This is a genomic window from Streptomyces sp. NPDC002734, assembly GCF_040295685.1.
Lineage (GTDB): Bacteria > Actinomycetota > Actinomycetes > Streptomycetales > Streptomycetaceae > Streptomyces.
The window spans coordinates 82,805-97,654 of record NZ_JBEOVU010000031.1 but is presented as its reverse complement, the minus strand read 5'-3'; the positions used below and the strand labels follow the sequence as shown (position 1 = coordinate 97,654).

Below are 14,850 nucleotides of genomic sequence, written 5' to 3'. Positions count from 1 at the left end.
TTCCCTCGGGCGGGGTGTTCTTTGGGCCTGGCCCCCGTCCCCCCCCGCGCGCGCCGCGGGGGCGGGGGCGGCCGCCGGGGGGGCCGGAGCCGTGGCCCCGGCCCCGCGGACGGCTCTCGGGGCGGGCGCGCCGGTCCTCACCAGCCTTCCTCCCCGGTCACGTCCAGCTCCGCCCGCAGCCGGTCGAAGCAGCCGCTGAGCAGCCGCGACACGTGCATCTGCGAGATGCCGAGCTGCTGGGCGATCCGGCTCTGGGTCATCCCGCGGAAGAACCGGAGGTAGAGGATGACCCGGTCCCGCTCGGAGAGGGCCTCCAGGCAGGGCCGTACCGCCACCCGGTCCACCACGAGGTCGTAACCGGTCTCGACCGACCCCAGCGCGTCCTCCAGCGCGTACCCCTCGGTGCCGGGCAGCTCCGCCTCCAGGGACAGGGCGTGGAAGCACTCCAGGGCCTCCATGCCGGTGCGCACCTCGTCCTCGGTGAGCCCGGTGTACTCGGCGATCTCGGCGATCGTGGGCGAGCGGCCCTGCGTGGTCTGGGACAGCTCCTTGGCCGCCCGCCTGACCCGGTTGCGCAGGTCCTGGACCCGCCGGGGCACGTGCAGGGTCCACAGGTGGTCGCGGAAGTGGCGTTTGATCTCACCAGTGACGGTGGGCACCGCGTACGACTCGAAGGCGCAGCCGCGCGCGGGGTCGTAGTGGTCGACGGCCTTGACCAGGCCGAGTGCCGCCACCTGGTAGAGGTCCTCCAGGGCCTCGCCGCGGCCGCGGAAGTTGACGGCGATCCGCTCGGCCATGGGGAGCCAGGCGCGGACCAGGTCGTCGCGCAGGGCCCGGTGTTCGGGCCCTTCCGGGAGGGACGCCAGGCGGGCGAAGGCCGCCGCGGTGTCCGGGGCGTCGTCGTGCGGATGGCCGCGGGACCGGGTGGTCCGGGTGCGGGTGGTGGTGCTGGTGGCCGGCATACGGGCACCTCCCTCGGCTGGGCCGGCAGGGCGGTCGCCACGGGAGAGGGGCGCTCCCGGACAGGTCCGGAACGCCGGGGGCCGTGCGTGCAGGGCCCACTCCCGCGGCCGTGCCTCCTGTCCGAAGCACTGGTGGAGGAATTCCCTCGAACGGAGGAAGCCAAACAAATCGGGCAAACAACCCGAAAGTGTTATCGGCGGGCGCCGGGAGCGAAGTGGGAGGGGGAGGGGAGGCGGGGCCCGTGGGGCCCTAGGGCGGGCCCGGGCCTCGGTGCCTCAGTGCTCGATGGAGTCGATCAGTTCCCGGGCGCCCTGGCGGAGCAGGGTGACCGCCACCGAGGTGCCCAGCGTCGCCGGGTCCAGCGGGCCGGCCCACTCGTGGGCGTTCAGCCGCGTCTTGCCGTCGGGGGTGAAGACGCAGGCGCGCAGCGAGAGCTCGCCGGTGCGGTCGACCCGGGCGACACCGGCGATCGGGCTGTTGCAGTGCCCCTGAAGGACGTGCAGGAACATCCGCTCCGCGGTCGCCTCCCGGTGGGTGTCCGGGTCGCCGAGGGCGCCTACCGCCTCGATCAGACCCGTGTCCTCCTCACGGCACTGGAGGGCGAGGATGCCCGCGCCGATCGGCGGCATCATCGTCTCGGTGGAGAGCACCTCGCTCACCGTGTCGGTCCGGCCGATGCGCTCCAGCCCGGACAGGGCCAGCAGCAGCGCGTCCGCCTCGCCGGCCGCCAGCTTCTCCAGCCGCCGGTTGGCGTTGCCGCGCATCGGCACGCAGGTCAGATGCGGGTGCGAGGCGGCCAGCTGGGCCACCCGGCGCACCGAGGACGTCCCGATCCGGGTGCCCGGGGGGAGCTCGTCGAGGGTCAGCCCGCCGGGGTGGATCAGCGCGTCGCGGACGTCGTCCCGCCGCAGGAAGGCGGCGAAGACGGTGCCGGCGGGCAGCGGCCGGTCGGCGGGGATGTCCTTGACGCAGTGCACCGCGAGATCGGCCTCGCCGGCCAGCAGGGCGGCGTCCACCTCCTTGGTGAACGCGCCCTTGCCCTCCACCTGCGACAGCTCGCCCATCCACTTGTCGCCGGTGGTCTTGACCGGCACGACCTCGGTGCGCGTCGAGGGGTGGTGCAGGGCGAGTTCGGCGCGAACGCGCTCGACCTGCGCGAGGGCCATCGGGGAGTCGCGGGAGACGATGCGGACGATCTCGGGAGCCGACATGCGGCCACGATAGCCGTCAACAAGGGCTCCGTGGAGCCTGTGACGCGACTGCGGCGCACGAGTCGAGCGGGACCCTAGCCTCCCTCGTCGACGTCCTCGCCGGCGTCCGCGCCCGAGGCGGCGGCCGCACCGGGCGGGAGGTGTGCCGCCGACTCCTCCGGAGCCAGGTCCGGCCGCAGGCGAAGCCAGGACGGCTGGCGCAGCAGACCCGCCCGGGTCCGGGTGCTGTAGCGGACCTCGCCGACCAGCCGCGGCACCACCCAGCGCGCCCCGGCCGCCTTCGGGGCCGGGGTGAACGGGCAGACGTCGGTCGCCGCGGCGGCCAGCAGCCGGGCCAGGTCGGTGCGCTCCGCCTCGCTCCAGCCGGTGCCGACGCTGCCCACGTACCGCAGCAGCCCCTCGGGGTCGCGCTGGCCCATCAGCACCGCTCCCGGCAGACCGGTGAGCCGCCCGCGCCCGGGCGTCCAACCGCCCACCAGCACGTCGACGCCGGTCATGTGCCGGATCTTGATCCACGCGCGCGAGCGCACCCCCGGCTCGTACACCGAGTCGAGCCGCTTGCAGACCAGCCCTTCCAGGCCGTGCTCACGGGTGAGGGCGAGGGCCTGCTCGCCGTGGCCGACGACCGCGGCGGGCGTGGACCAGAACGGGCCCGCCAGGCCGAGCCCCTCCAGCTCCCGGCGGCGGCGGGCGTACGGCAGCCGGAGCAGGGAGCGGCCGTCCAGGTGCATCGCGTCGAAGAGCACCAGGTGGGCCGGGGCGGCCGTGGCGCGGCGGGCCGCCAGGGCGGGGGAGCCGGCGAGGCCCATCCGGGACTGGAGCAGCTGGAAGTCGGCGCGGCCCCGGTCGTCGAGGACCAGGATCTCGCCGTCCAGGACCGCAGGGGTACCGCCCAGGGCCCGCCCCAGCGGGGCCAGCTCGGGGTAGGCGGCCGTGATGTCCTCGCCGGAGCGGGCCCGCAGGGTGAGCGTGCCGTCCGCCTCGGCGTAGACCACGGCGCGCTGGCCGTCCTGCTTGGTCTCGTAGGCCCACCGGTCGTCCTGCGCCGGGGGCGGCAGCCGGCCGGGGGTCGCGAGCATGGGGGAGATCCGTGGCAGCGTCACGGCACAGTTCTCCACCACCGGCCCGCCGGTCAAGCGGCGGCGCGGCCCGCTTCCCCCGACCGGCCCAGGCCGCGCTCAGTCCAGCCGCTGCTCCGCGTAGGCGGCCATGGCCGTGGCCAGGAACTCCGCCAGACGGGGGTGCTTGGCGTCGTAGCGGGCACGGAACTCCGGCGAGTCCGCGTACATCCGGCCCAGGCCGGTGAACGAGGCGCGGTTCGGCGTCCAGAAGGCGCACACCGCCCGGTACTGCCGGTCCATGAGCTCCACGGCGCGCGGGTCGTCCGGGGCGGCCCCCGCCTCGATCAGCTCCACCGCCGCGTCCTCCACGGCCTCGTACTCGGCGACGGCCTCGTCGGCCCGCGCGCGGTCCCAGCCGGCCGTGCGGCGCCGGCTCTCCGCGATCTGCTGCCGGGCCTCGTCCCCGTACCGGTCCACCAGCTCGGCCTCGTAGGCCGCCTGACGTGCCGGGTCGATCCCGTCGAACAGGTCTTCCAGTGCCATGTCCCTCTCCCCTTCCAGGTGCGCGATGGTCGCGGTCACCGTCTCCACCAGCCGCTCCACCCGCCGGCGCTCGGCGAGCAGTCCGCCCAGGTGGGCGCGGAGCGCCTCGACGGCGTCCTTCTCCTCGTCGACGACCGCGGCGATCTCCGACAGGCCCAGGCCGAGGCCGCGGAGCAGCAGGATGCGCTGCAGCCGCAGGGCGGAGGCGGCGGTGTAGTGCCGGACGCCGCCCGCGCCGAGCCGGTCCGCGGGCAGCAGGCCCACGGCGTCGTAGTGCCGCAGGGTCCTCACCGTGACCCCGGATGCCTTCGCCAGCCGGGTGATCGACCACTCCTCGTCCATGACCGAGGCATCGCCCTTCGTTCGCGCGTCACGTGTGTCACCGCAGGTCGCGGCGACGGACACGACGCTAGGCGCTGACGCTGCGGCAGCGGCAAGCCGCGTTTCCGCGGGTTCCCGGCAACCGGCCGGGCAGGGCGGGGGAGTCCCGCCTCAGCCCGCCCCGCCCGGCTGACCGGCGAGGCGGGCTGAGACGTCGGCGGCGGGCGCGGTGCCGGGGCTGCCGCACCGGTTCAGGGGCGGGTTCCCGCCGGGTGGGCGGAGCGGGTGGGTACGGGCCGCGCCTCGTGGACGCCGTCGCGAGGGGACGGCATCAGCGGGAACGCGGTGTGTCCGGACGGGAAGGGCGGCGCCGGGGCGGTGCGGGGAGCGGACGTGACCTCCGCCGAGGTGGCGGCCGGGGCGGCGGTCGAGGCGGCAGGAACCGGCCCGGCGGTCGCCGGGCGCGCGGCGGGCCGGGAGGTCGCGGCCCGGGTGGGGCGGCGGTGGCGGAGGGCCGCGCCGGCGGTGACGGTGGCGGCGATGAGGACGCCGCCGATCACCAGCGCACCCCGCGCGCCGGCCCACTCCATGAGCAGGCCGAGCAGCGGCGGGCCCACCAGCCCCCACCCGGTGCTCACGCTGCGCCACACACCGAGGACCCGTCCCCGCATCCGCGGCGGGGGATCCGTCTGAAGGACGGTCGTGCCGGCCGTGTCGGAGACCGACTCCACGACGGCCATCGGCACGATCAGCGCCATCAGGACCGCCAGGCTGGGGGAGAGGCCCGCCGCGACCTGCAGCAGCCCGCCGACCGCCGCCATCGTGCCGACCAGCCGCACCGTCGGGTTCGTGAGACGCCCCGCGAGCACCGCGCCCACGACGCCGCCCACCGCCAGCACCGTGGAGACCGCGCCGAACTCGGCGGCCCCGCCGGCCAGCGGCCCGGTCACCAGCACGGCCAGGGTCAGCGTGTAGTTGCGGCCGAAGACGCTGCTCATCGCGGTGATCGCCGCCAGCGCCACCAGCCGGGGCCGCCGGAAGAAGAACACCAGCCCGTCGCGGGCCCCCGTCCCCCGCCGCCGCCGCCGCTCCGTGGCCGGGGCCTCGGCCGGGGTCCTCCCGGGCGCGGCCCGCAGGGCGACCGGCTCCACCGGCACCGCCCCCGGCGCGGGACGCAGGAACGGGATCACCGCGGCGACGAACAGGAAGGACAGGCCGTTCACCGCGTACGCCGCGCCCGGACCCCACCAGCTGACCAGCACACCCGCGGCCGCCGCACCGCCGAGCCGCCCCACGCCGTGCACCAGCGAGCCGACGGCGATCGCCGAGGGGACGTCCCGCGGCGGCACCAGGTCGTTGCCCAGCAGCGCGCAGGCCGGCGCGTCCACCGTGGCGATCAGGCCGGTGACCACCGCGAGGGCCATCAGCACGCCGACGTTCAGCTGGTCGAAGGCGATGAGCACGGCGGTGACGACCGCGACCGCTCCCAGCAGCGCCTGGCTGACCGCGGCGGTGAGCTTGCGGGGCCAGGCGTCGACCGCCGCGCCGCCGGCCAGGCCGAGCAGCAGCCCGGGGGCGGCCTGCAGGGACACCGACAGGCCGGTGAGCGCCGCCGAGCCGGTGAGCTCCAGGACCAGCAGGTTCTGCGCGGTCAGCTGCATCCAGGTGCCGACGTTGGAGACCAGGTTGGCCAGCGACCACCAGCGCATGGACCGGTGCCGCAGCGAGCGCCACGGGCCGCGGCCGCCACCGGAGCGGTGGGCGGCGCGCGCGGCGTGGAGCCGGGCGGTCAGGGACCGGCCGGCGGAGGAGGAGAGGAACACGGGGAAGTACGCCTTGCCGTCGGGACGGGGGAGGAGGGGGAGACCGTCCTGACGGAGCGGCGACGGCCATGATGGCCCGCGGAACCCCGCGGTGCTTTCCGCACACCTGTCCACGCACCCCTCGATCGGGTCAACTCCACTGCCGTGCAGGCGAATCCGCAGCCGGGTGGCGTTTCTCACAAGGGTGGTCCGGGACCCGGATGAGGGGTCCCGGACCAGGCGGGGGACGATACTGAGGCACCCCGCACCGCAGCACAGCACGGAAGGTCTGCGCGCACCCATCCCATGAGCGACTCCTCCACCTCCCACCCCGCACCCTCGAGCGGCGGCCCCGCCCCCGCGGCCGTCTGGTACGCCCGCGGCCGCTGCACCCGGCCGCTCGCCGACGAAGCCGTGCGCCTGTATCTGCGCCGGATGCAGGACGCCGGCGTCGTCGACGCCCACCTGGAGCTGGACCCCGCGGAGATCCCCCACCTGACCCACCCGTCGGCGGCGTCCTCCGCGCCCCCGGCCGCCGCTCCCTCCACCTCCTCCGTCCCCGCGGGCGCCCCGGGCGGCGTCCCCGCGCCGCACGCCACCCACCCCGCCGCGGACGCCGACGGCGCGGCGCCGGTGGCCGACCACGGCGTCCGGTCCTTCGAGGCCCGGTGGCGGGCGCCCGGCGGGGTGACCGTCCGGGCCCGGCTGACCGTCGGCCCCGAGGGCGGCTTCCTGCCCGGCGCGGCCCCCGGCCTCACGCTCGCCCCCGCGGGTCTCGCGCACGCCCTCGGGCGCGCCCCCGAGGGCCGCGAGTGGCTGCTGGTCGCCGAGGCGGAGAGCGTCTGGGATCCGCGCTGGCCCTCCCCGGCGGACATGTTCTGGCCGCGCGAGGAGGCGGACGCCTGGGACCGGGTCCACGTGGGCGGCCTGCGCGGCGCCGACCTGAGCACCCTGGAGATCAACCGGCTGCCCGACGACGACAAGGAACTCCGCAAGCTCCTGAAGGACTGCGCCCGGGACGGCTGGAACGTCCATGTGGTCGTGCACGAGGCGATGACCCCGGACGAGCGCGGTCTGCGCCCGCTGGTGCGCAGGCTCCCGGCCGGACTGCGGCACCGGGTGATCGAGCACCGGGCGGCGCCGGACCAGTACCGGGCCGTCAACTGGGCGCTCAAGGACCACGGCGTCGAGGTCCCGCGCGGCGGCGCGGTCGTCCTGCCCGGCGAGCCGGCCCGTCCGGGGTACGACCGCGACGCCTTCACCGTGCGCACGGTCTTCCTGGACGGCTCCGAGCCCACCGCGCTGATCGACACGCTGCACCACTTCGTGGCCCTGGCCGCGCCGCTCCCCGAGGGCGCCGCCGAGGGCGTGCGGGTGATGCGCGAGCAGTGGCACCTGGTCACCCTGCAGGAGCGGCTGGCGCACGCCGAGCAGCTGGTGGTCATGTACCGGGAGGCCCTCGACGCGATGACCCGCTCCCGGGACCTCTACCGGGAGGCCGCCGAGCAGGCGCACGAGGCCCTGGCCGCCCTCCGGGCCTCGGCCGGCCCCGCGGCGCTGCCCGCCCCCCGCGCGGACACCCCGGCGCAGCCCGACCCCGGGACGCCCCCGCAGGGCTCCGGCTTCTCGCTGCGCCAGTTCACCCGGTCGCTGGAAAGGATGAAGGACGCGGGGAAGGGACGCCGCGAACGCCCGTAGTGGGGAGAACCGGTCCCCCTCCCGGGGGGACCGGCCCTAAGCTCGTCGAATGGCCAAGTACTTCGACGTTCACCCCGACAACCCCCAGCCGCGCACCATCGCCCAGGTGGCGCAGGCCCTCCGGGACGACGCGCTGATCGTCTACCCCACCGACTCCTGCTTCGCGCTCGGGTGCCGGACGGGCAGCAAGGACGGCGTCGACCGCATCCGCGAGATCCGGCAGCTCGACGACCGGCACCACTTCACCCTCGTCTGCCGCGACTTCGCCCAGCTCGGTCAGTACGCGCAGATCGACAACGACGTGTTCCGGTCCGTGAAGGCCGCGACGCCGGGGCAGTACACCTTCATCCTGCCGGCCACCCGCGAGGTGCCCCGGAAGCTGGCCCACCCCAAGAAGCGCACCGTCGGCGTGCGCATCCCCGAGCACCCGGTGGTGCGGGCGCTGCTGGAGGAGCTGGACGAGCCGCTGCTCTCCAGCACCCTGCTGCTGCCCGGCGACGAGGAGCCGATGACCATGGGCTGGGAGATCAAGGAACGGCTCGACCACCAGGTCGACGTGGTCCTCGACTCCGGCGAGTGCGGCACGACGCCGACCACGGTCGTCGACTTCTCCGAGGGCGTCCCCGAGATCGTGCGGCGCGGCGCGGGCGACCCCACCCCGTTCGAGTGACCGCCGGGCGGGCCACCGGGCCCCGTCCCGGCGGCCCGCCCACCACGTCCTCGCGGCCCGCTCACCGCTCACCCCGCTCGAGGCGCGCCCCGGCTCACCACACCCCGGGTTCGCTGCCCGTCAGCGCCTCGGAAGGCCGGCCGTCGACGCCCACCGGGACGTCCCCGGCCAGCATCACCCGGTGCATGATCCGCGGGGCGCCCGCCACGGTGTGGTCGCTCGGTGCCAGATGGATCGTCGAGCGGTTGTCCCAGAACGCCACGCTGCCGGGCTCCCAGCGGAACCGCACCGTGTACTCGGGGCGCACCGCCTGCTCCAGCAGCATCTCCAGGACCCGGGCGCCCTCCGCACGCGACAGCTCCTGAATCCGCTCCAGGTAGTAGCCGTTGACGAACAGCGACCGTTCCCCGGACTCCGGGTGCACGCGGACCAGCGGGTGCACGGAGGCCACCTGGCGGTCGAGCAGATGCCGGACGTACGCGTCCTCGCCGGGACGCGGCTGGTACCCCACGCCCAGCCGGTGCTCGGCGCGCAGCCCGTCGACGAACGCCCGCACCGGCGCGGACAGACCGGCGTAGGCGGCGGCCAGGTTCGACCAGGTGGTGTCGCCGCCGTACGGGGGCACCTCCTCCGCCCGCAGGATCGTCGCCGCCGGCGGGTCGACCCGGGCCCCGTGGTCGCAGTGCCAGCCCCGCAGCAGGCTGTGGCGGCGGCGGTCCAGCCACTCCTCGTGCTCCATGCCGAACCGGCCGCCCAGCTCCAGCCGGTCGGCGGTGGTCTCCACCTCGGGGAAACCCGACGGAGAGGCGCTCCCGCGGCGGGGCAGCACCACCGGTTCGCCGAAGCGCCGTGCCAGCGCCACATGGGCGGCGTGGTCCAGGCGCTGCCCGCGGAAGAACAGCACCTTGTGCCGCAGCAGCGCCGCGCGGAGCGCCGCGACCGTGGCTGGGGGCAGGTCGTCCGCCAGATCGACCCCGTGGACCTCCGCGCCGATGTGGCCGGCGACCGGGGCGATCTCCACCGGTCGGTCCGTGGCCGTACGTGTCGTCACCATGCCCTCAGCCTCGGCGCTGCGGGAAAGGCGACGCAAGAGGGCCTCCCGGCGCGCCGGATCAGACGCCGAACGGCGCGGCGTAGCGGACCGTCCCGGCCGGCAGCGGCACCGACCGGTCCAGGGTGAGGGCCATCAGCGCCTCGTCGGGGACGTCGAAGCTCACCCGGATGCCGTGGACGGAGGCCCGGGAGAAACCGAAGCGCGGGTAGTACGAGGGGTGCCCCAGCACGACCACATGGTGCTCGCCGCGCTTCCGGGCCGCCTCCAGCGCCGCCCGGACCAGGACCGCCCCCACCCCCTGCCCCTGGTGGTCGGGCAGCACCGCGACCGGCGCCAGTGCCAGCGCCGGGGACGCGCCGACGTGACAACGGGTCAGCACCGTGTGGCCGACGACCGTGCCCCGCTCGTCCTCGGCCACCAGCGCCAGATCGCCGAACCACGCCTCGGCGTCGGCGCGCAGCGCCTCCACCAGGTCGGCCTCCTCGGCGGTGGGGAACGCCGCCAGGTCGACGGCGCGGACCGCCGCGGCGTCCGCGCCCGTCTCCGCCTCCGGGCGTACCCGCCAGGGATGAGTCATGTGCTCCGGCCTTCCGTCGTGCTGTCCGGTGTCGACCGGCAGCGTACGGTGCTGTGCGGCTGTCCGGCGAAGGGTAATCGGAAGGGGGAAGGGCGTGGAGGACGTCCACGGTTCCGTGGTGGCCCTGGCGGGCGAGTTGGTCCGCACGCCGAGCAGGGGCGGGATCGACGACTACGGGCCGGTGCTGTCCGTACTGGAGCGATGGCTGGCCCGGCGCGGGCTGCCCCACCGCCGGCTGCGCGACCCGGACGGGAACACGGCGGGCCTGCTGGTGGAGATCGCCGGCGGCCGGCCGGGCAGGTGGTGGACGCTGGACGCCTGCGTGGACACCGCGCCCTTCGGCGACGAGAGCGCCTGGTCGTTCCCGCCGGCCGCCGGGGACGTGGTCGACGGCATGCTGCGGGGACGCGGAGCGGCGGACTCCAAGACGGCGGCGGCGCTGTTCTGCCACCTGGCCGCCGAGATCGCCCCACGGGCGCGGGAGACGCACGGCGGCCTGGCCGTGCTGCTCGACGTGGACGAGCACACCGGCCGCTTCGGCGGCGCCCACGCGTACCTCGCGGACCCCGACGCCGTCCGTCCGGCGGGCGTGATGATCGGCTACCCGGGGCTCGACGAGGTGGTCGTCGGCGGGCGGGGGCTGTGGCGGTGCGTGCTCACCGTGCACGCGTCGGCCGGCCACTCGGGGGCCCGGCGGGAGACCGTGGGCGCGGTGTCGCGGGCCGCCCGCCTGGTGGCCATGCTCGACGAGGCCGAACTGCCGCGCGAGGAATGGCCGTTGACGCCCCGGCTGACGGTGACCGCGATCGGCGGCGGGGAGGGCTTCTCGGTGGTCCCGGACCGCTGCACGATCAACGTCGACGTACGCACCACACCGGGCTTCGGCCCCGCCGAGGCCGAACGTCTGGTCCGCGACGTCGTCACCGCCTTCGACGCCGCCGTCCCCGGGCCGACGCGCACCGCCGTGGACGCGGTCGCCGCCTGGCCGGCCTACCGGCTGGAACGCGACCGGCAACCCGCCGCCGCCCTGCTCGACGCCGCCGCCGGAGAAGGGCTCGCGGTGCGGGCGAAGGTGGCCGGACCCTCCAACATCGGCAACCTGCTGGCGGGGGAGGGCATCCCCGCCACCGCCGGGTTCGGGCTCCCGTACCGCGGGCTGCACGGTACCGACGAATGCGTCGACCTCGCCGAACTGCCGCGCGTGTACCGCGTGTACCGGCAGGCGGTCCTGCGACTGCTGGGCGCGGCATGAGCATCGCCGAGGAGTATCCGCACTGGCCGGCGCTGCGCGTCGCCGCCCTGGTGCGCGGCGGGCTCCTGCGCCCGGCCGAGGTCCTGGCGGCCGCGTTCGCCCGCATCGAGGAGGAGGAACCGCGGACCCGGGCGTTCGGAGAGCTCTGGCCCCGCCGCGCCGCCGAGGCCGCCGCCGGGGTCGAACGGCGGCTGCGCGAAGGGGAGACGCTGCCACTGGCCGGCGTGCCGATCGGGGTGAAGGCCACCGAGGGGCCCACCGCCTTCCAGACCGCCCGGCTGCTCGCCGCCGGCTGCGTACCGGTCGGTGCCACCTCCACCCCGGGCCCCGGCACCGCCTGGCAGACCTGGGGCGCCACGCCCCACGGGCCCACCCTGAACCCGCACGACCCGCGCCGCAGCCCCGGCGGCTCCTCCGCCGGGTCCGCGGCGGCCGTCGCCCGGGGCATGGTGCCGCTGGCCACCGGCAGCGACGGCGCCGGATCCGTCCGCATCCCCGCCGCCTGGTGTTCCGTCGTCGGGCTCAAGCCCACCAACGGCAGGCTGCCCGCCCGGGACCGGGCGGGCCTCAACACCCCCGGCCCCCTCACCCGTCGCGTGGCGGACGCCGCCGCCGTGCTGGACGTCCTGACGGGCACGGCGGCATACGGCGAACCGCGCGCCCCCCGGCGGCCGTTGGCCGCCCTGTGGTCACCCGGCCTGGGCCTCGCCGACACCGACCCGGAGGTGGCCCGAACGGCCCGGGCGGCGCTCGCCCGGCTCGCTGCGGCCGGAGCGGTCCGGGTGCGCGAGGCCGAGGTCCGCCTCCCCGACCCCGCCCCGTGCTGGACCGCGCTGCGTGGCGGCGACCCGGGGACGGCCGGGCCGCCGCGCCGTGCGCTGGCCCGTGCCGTGGACGCCCTCTTCACCCGTCACGACCTGCTGGCGACCCCCACGACACCGAACCCGCCGCACGGCCACGAGGGCCCGGGCGACGTCATGAGCGTCGCTCTGACCTGGGCGTTCAACATCACCGGTCATCCCGCCCTCAGCATCCCGGCGGGGCTGACGGCGACCGGCGAGCCCGTGGGGCTGCAGTTGGTGGCCCGCCCGGACCGCGAGGCGGACCTCCTGGCCGCCGCCGCGGCGATGGAGGGGACCGCGGTCGCCCCGTGTGAATAATGCAGGGCATGCTGAGAATCGGATCACTGGTACTGGGCGTCGAGGACGTGGAGCGGGCCGTCGCCTTCTGGACACAGGCGCTGGGCTACGAGCCGCGCGAGGAACCGGAGAAGACCTGGGCGGTCCTGGTCCCCGCCCACGGCACGACCGGAGCCCAACTGGCCCTGATGCGCAGCGACGTCCCCGTCCAGCCGCACCCCCGGGTCCACCTCGACCTCTACGCCGGTGACGCCCGGGACCAGGCCGCCGAGGTGGAACGGCTGGTCGCCCTCGGCGCACGGCGCACCGACTGGGACCTCTACCCGCAGGACCCGGACTTCGTGGTGCTCGAGGACCCGGACGGCAACCGTTTCTGCGTCATCGACACCTCACGGGAGTCCTGACCCGCCCGCCTCCCGACGGGGTCCCAGGATCCTGTTTAGGTGGTACTCCAGCACGGCCCGCGCGTCCTCCAGGGCACGCCGGCCGTGCAGCACGTCCATGCCGAGACCGGTCGCGCCGGCCACCAGCAGATCCGCCTCGCGGGCCGGGTCCAGGCCGGGCGCCGCCGCACCCGCGGTGTGCGCCGCCCCGAGCAGGGCGGCCACCAGGTCCTCCAGCGGGTGCTCGTCCGGCAGGAAGACCGCCGCGAGCGCGGGGTCGGTGAGAGCGCGCGCGTAATAGGCGTTGAACACGCGGAGCGACAGGGCGCGTTGGTCGTCCAGCGGAAGGAACTCGCCCAGCACGGCAGTCAGCATCGCCCGGGGGTCGTCCGTACCGGACGGGATGCGCCGCCGGGCCCGCCGTTCGTTCTCCGCGTGCAGCCTGCGCAAGGCGTCGACCAGCAGGTCGTGCTTCGAGTCGTACGGGTACTGCACCGCTCGGAGGGACATCCGGGCCGTGTCGGCGATCCGGCGCATGCTCGCCGCCTCCAGGCCCTGACCGGCCGCGATGTGCCACACGGCCTCGGCGATGCGCTGCCGCCGGGCGGTCCGGGCCTCGCTCTCCGGCACGCGCGGCTCCGCCTGTGCGGCCGCGTCCGCCCTGCGACGCCGGTAGGCCCTGGCCTGGCAGCTGCGGGAGCAGTACAGCGGGGGCCGCCCACGGCCCGTCGGCTTCACAGCGGCACGGCACACACGGCAGGAGCGCCGGTTTTCGTCACGCACGCGCGCCTCCCTCAGGGGTGTCGAATGTGTGAGGAAAGGACTGTTCCTCCTGCTGGCCTCCCCTGTTCCATGGATACGGCCGTAACGCGGTCGATGCCGTTTCCGAGGGAGTGGGCGTGAAGTACGACGTGACGCAGGTGGCCGGCATGATCCTTCTGGTCGTCGCCGGGCAGGGGCTGGTGCGGTCGCTGGTGGATCACGACGACCTGGGCCTGCTCGGCCCGCTCCCCGGCGGGTTCGCCCCCGCGGTCACCGTCTACGTGGCGGTCACCCTCGCGGGGGCGCTCCTCGCAGGCTGGGCCCACGCGCGGGCGCGGGCGCTCGGCCGCCGCGGGTGATCGCCCGCCGGGGGTGATGGCCCGCCGAGGGGGTCACCCGCCGGAGGGGGTCACTCGGTGGGAGCGAACACGCAGAACTCGTTGCCCTCCGGGTCGGCGAGGATGTGCCAGTGGATGTCCTCGTCCGGGCGGCGCAGCAGGGTGGCGCCCAGGGCCAGCAGGCGCTCCGGGTCGCCGGTCACGTCGAGGTGCATGCGGTTCTTCGTCGTCTTCGGCTCGGACACCTGGTTGAACCAGATCAGCGGGCCGGCGCCGTCCGGGTCGACGACGGGCACCGGCCAGTCGGCCGGGGGCTCCGTGCCGTCCGGCGACCCGCGCCGCACGTAGCCGAGTGCCGCGCACCACCAGTCGGCGAGGGACTGGTGGTCCACGGCGTCCAGACAGAGGTCCTTGAAGCGGGCGGGAGCGGCCGGGAGATCGGTCATGGCCCCATCCAAGCAGGGCCGGAGAGGCGCCGAGGCTCAAACCGTGGTGTCGAGATCCCAGGCGTAGAACTCGATCGCCCGCCGGTAGGCGCGCACGCCGGGGTCCTCGCTGGTGGAGGCGAGGAGCCGGAGCAGGAGCGTCATGGCCTCGTGGTGACCGCCGGTGTTGTACAGGGCCATCGCGAGGAAGGCGCGCAGCGCGCCGTCCTCGGGGAACTCCTCGGTTCCCCGCCGCAGGGTCCGGACGGCGTCGGCGTGACGGCCCAGCACCCGGTAGGTGCTGCCGAGCCCGAGGAGCGCGCCGCGCCGGTCGTCCGGGGGAAGACCGGGGAGGGCCACGGCCCGTTCGTAGAAGGGCACGGCCTCCGCCTCCAGCCCCAGGACGTCGTGGGCCCATGCCGTCTGGTAGGCGACGGCGGCGTCGTCGGGGAACTCCGCGCCGAGGGCGAGCAGCGACCGCCGGGCCGTCTCCGGTTCGCCGCCCTCGCGCAGGCGCACGGCCTGAGCGAGGCGGGCGGCGGCGTCGGCCGGCAACGTGCGGGTCCTCACCGTCCTGCGCATCGCCACCCGGGGCCGGAGGTCGAGCCCCCGCGCGGCCTCCTGGGCCCGGATCGCGCGCAACCGCGGTCC

16 protein-coding genes are annotated in these 14,850 nt (G+C 75.7%); 6 read left to right on the top strand and 10 right to left on the bottom strand.

The genetic code is table 11. The features are described 5' to 3' along the window. Nucleotides 1–137 precede the first annotated feature (137 nt). From ABT026_RS24855 to ABT026_RS24835, 5 genes are all read right to left on the bottom strand, one after another. Nucleotides 138–962, bottom strand: a complete 825-nt coding sequence (locus ABT026_RS24855) for a SigB/SigF/SigG family RNA polymerase sigma factor (protein ID WP_351117362.1) — start codon at nt 960–962, stop codon at nt 138–140. 276 nt (nt 963–1,238) lie between these two features. After that, nucleotides 1,239–2,174 carry a hydroxymethylbilane synthase gene (hemC, locus tag ABT026_RS24850; protein WP_351117360.1) on the bottom strand — a complete coding sequence of 312 codons (936 nt, stop codon included), beginning with the start codon at nt 2,172–2,174 and terminating at the stop codon, nt 1,239–1,241. A gap of 74 nt (nt 2,175–2,248) precedes the next feature. Further along, complete coding sequence (locus ABT026_RS24845) at nt 2,249–3,277, bottom strand: ATP-dependent DNA ligase (protein WP_351117359.1); 1,029 nt, start codon at nt 3,275–3,277, stop codon at nt 2,249–2,251. A 75-nt stretch (nt 3,278–3,352) separates the two neighbouring features. Next, complete coding sequence (locus ABT026_RS24840) at nt 3,353–4,120, bottom strand: MerR family transcriptional regulator (RefSeq protein ID WP_351117358.1); 768 nt, start codon at nt 4,118–4,120, stop codon at nt 3,353–3,355. Nucleotides 4,121–4,350: 230 nt separating this feature from the next. Continuing rightward, nucleotides 4,351–5,808 (bottom strand): MFS transporter, encoded by a 1,458-nt coding sequence (locus ABT026_RS24835; RefSeq protein ID WP_502968051.1) that lies wholly within the window; start codon nt 5,806–5,808, stop codon nt 4,351–4,353. 399 nt (nt 5,809–6,207) lie between these two features. On the opposite strand from ABT026_RS24835, the gene ABT026_RS24830 reads away from it, so the two are divergent. Continuing rightward, nucleotides 6,208–7,599, top strand: coding sequence for a hypothetical protein (locus tag ABT026_RS24830; protein WP_351117357.1), 1,392 nt, complete (start codon nt 6,208–6,210; stop codon nt 7,597–7,599). 49 nt (nt 7,600–7,648) lie between these two features. Then, entirely contained in the window at nt 7,649–8,269 is a 621-nt protein-coding gene (locus ABT026_RS24825; protein WP_351117356.1) for an L-threonylcarbamoyladenylate synthase, read from the top strand. 94 nt (nt 8,270–8,363) lie between these two features. Here ABT026_RS24825 and ABT026_RS24820 read toward each other — a convergent pair whose 3' ends face one another. Beyond that, nucleotides 8,364–9,323: a TauD/TfdA dioxygenase family protein gene (locus ABT026_RS24820; RefSeq protein WP_351117355.1), complete on the bottom strand. Its 960-nt coding sequence runs from the start codon at nt 9,321–9,323 to the stop codon at nt 8,364–8,366. 58 nt (nt 9,324–9,381) lie between these two features. Continuing rightward, a complete protein-coding gene (locus tag ABT026_RS24815; protein ID WP_351117354.1) occupies nt 9,382–9,900 on the bottom strand; it encodes a GNAT family N-acetyltransferase in 519 nt (172 codons plus the stop codon). 94 nt (nt 9,901–9,994) lie between these two features. Between ABT026_RS24815 and ABT026_RS24810 the strand changes: the two genes are divergently transcribed. From ABT026_RS24810 to ABT026_RS24800, 3 genes are read left to right on the top strand one after another with little or no spacing between them, the layout of a single operon-like run. Beyond that, entirely contained in the window at nt 9,995–11,152 is a 1,158-nt protein-coding gene (locus ABT026_RS24810; protein ID WP_351117353.1) for a M20 family metallopeptidase, read from the top strand. Continuing rightward, nucleotides 11,149–12,312, top strand: a complete 1,164-nt coding sequence (locus tag ABT026_RS24805) for an amidase (protein WP_351117352.1) — start codon at nt 11,149–11,151, stop codon at nt 12,310–12,312. The genes ABT026_RS24810 and ABT026_RS24805 overlap by 4 nt, the downstream gene beginning before the upstream one ends. A gap of 8 nt (nt 12,313–12,320) precedes the next feature. Then, the gene (locus ABT026_RS24800; RefSeq protein WP_351117351.1) at nt 12,321–12,695 is read left to right on the top strand and encodes a VOC family protein; all 375 of its coding nucleotides are present in this window, start codon (nt 12,321–12,323) and stop codon (nt 12,693–12,695) included. Here ABT026_RS24800 and ABT026_RS24795 read toward each other — a convergent pair. After that, entirely contained in the window at nt 12,681–13,304 is a 624-nt protein-coding gene (locus ABT026_RS24795) for a TetR/AcrR family transcriptional regulator (RefSeq protein WP_351117350.1), read from the bottom strand. The genes ABT026_RS24800 and ABT026_RS24795 overlap by 15 nt on opposite strands. Nucleotides 13,305–13,573: 269 nt before the next feature. Between ABT026_RS24795 and ABT026_RS24790 the strand changes: the two genes are divergently transcribed. Continuing rightward, nucleotides 13,574–13,795 carry a hypothetical protein gene (locus ABT026_RS24790; protein ID WP_351117349.1) on the top strand — a complete coding sequence of 74 codons (222 nt, stop codon included), beginning with the start codon at nt 13,574–13,576 and terminating at the stop codon, nt 13,793–13,795. Between the two features lie 50 nt (nt 13,796–13,845). Here the strand turns inward: ABT026_RS24790 and ABT026_RS24785 are convergent, their stop codons facing one another. Both ABT026_RS24785 and ABT026_RS24780 read right to left on the bottom strand, forming a co-directional pair. Further along, nucleotides 13,846–14,220, bottom strand: a complete 375-nt coding sequence (locus ABT026_RS24785) for a VOC family protein (protein WP_351117348.1) — start codon at nt 14,218–14,220, stop codon at nt 13,846–13,848. 36 nt (nt 14,221–14,256) lie between these two features. Next, a complete protein-coding gene (locus ABT026_RS24780; protein ID WP_351117367.1) occupies nt 14,257–14,781 on the bottom strand; it encodes a tetratricopeptide repeat protein in 525 nt (174 codons plus the stop codon). Nucleotides 14,782–14,850: the final 69 nt, after the last annotated feature.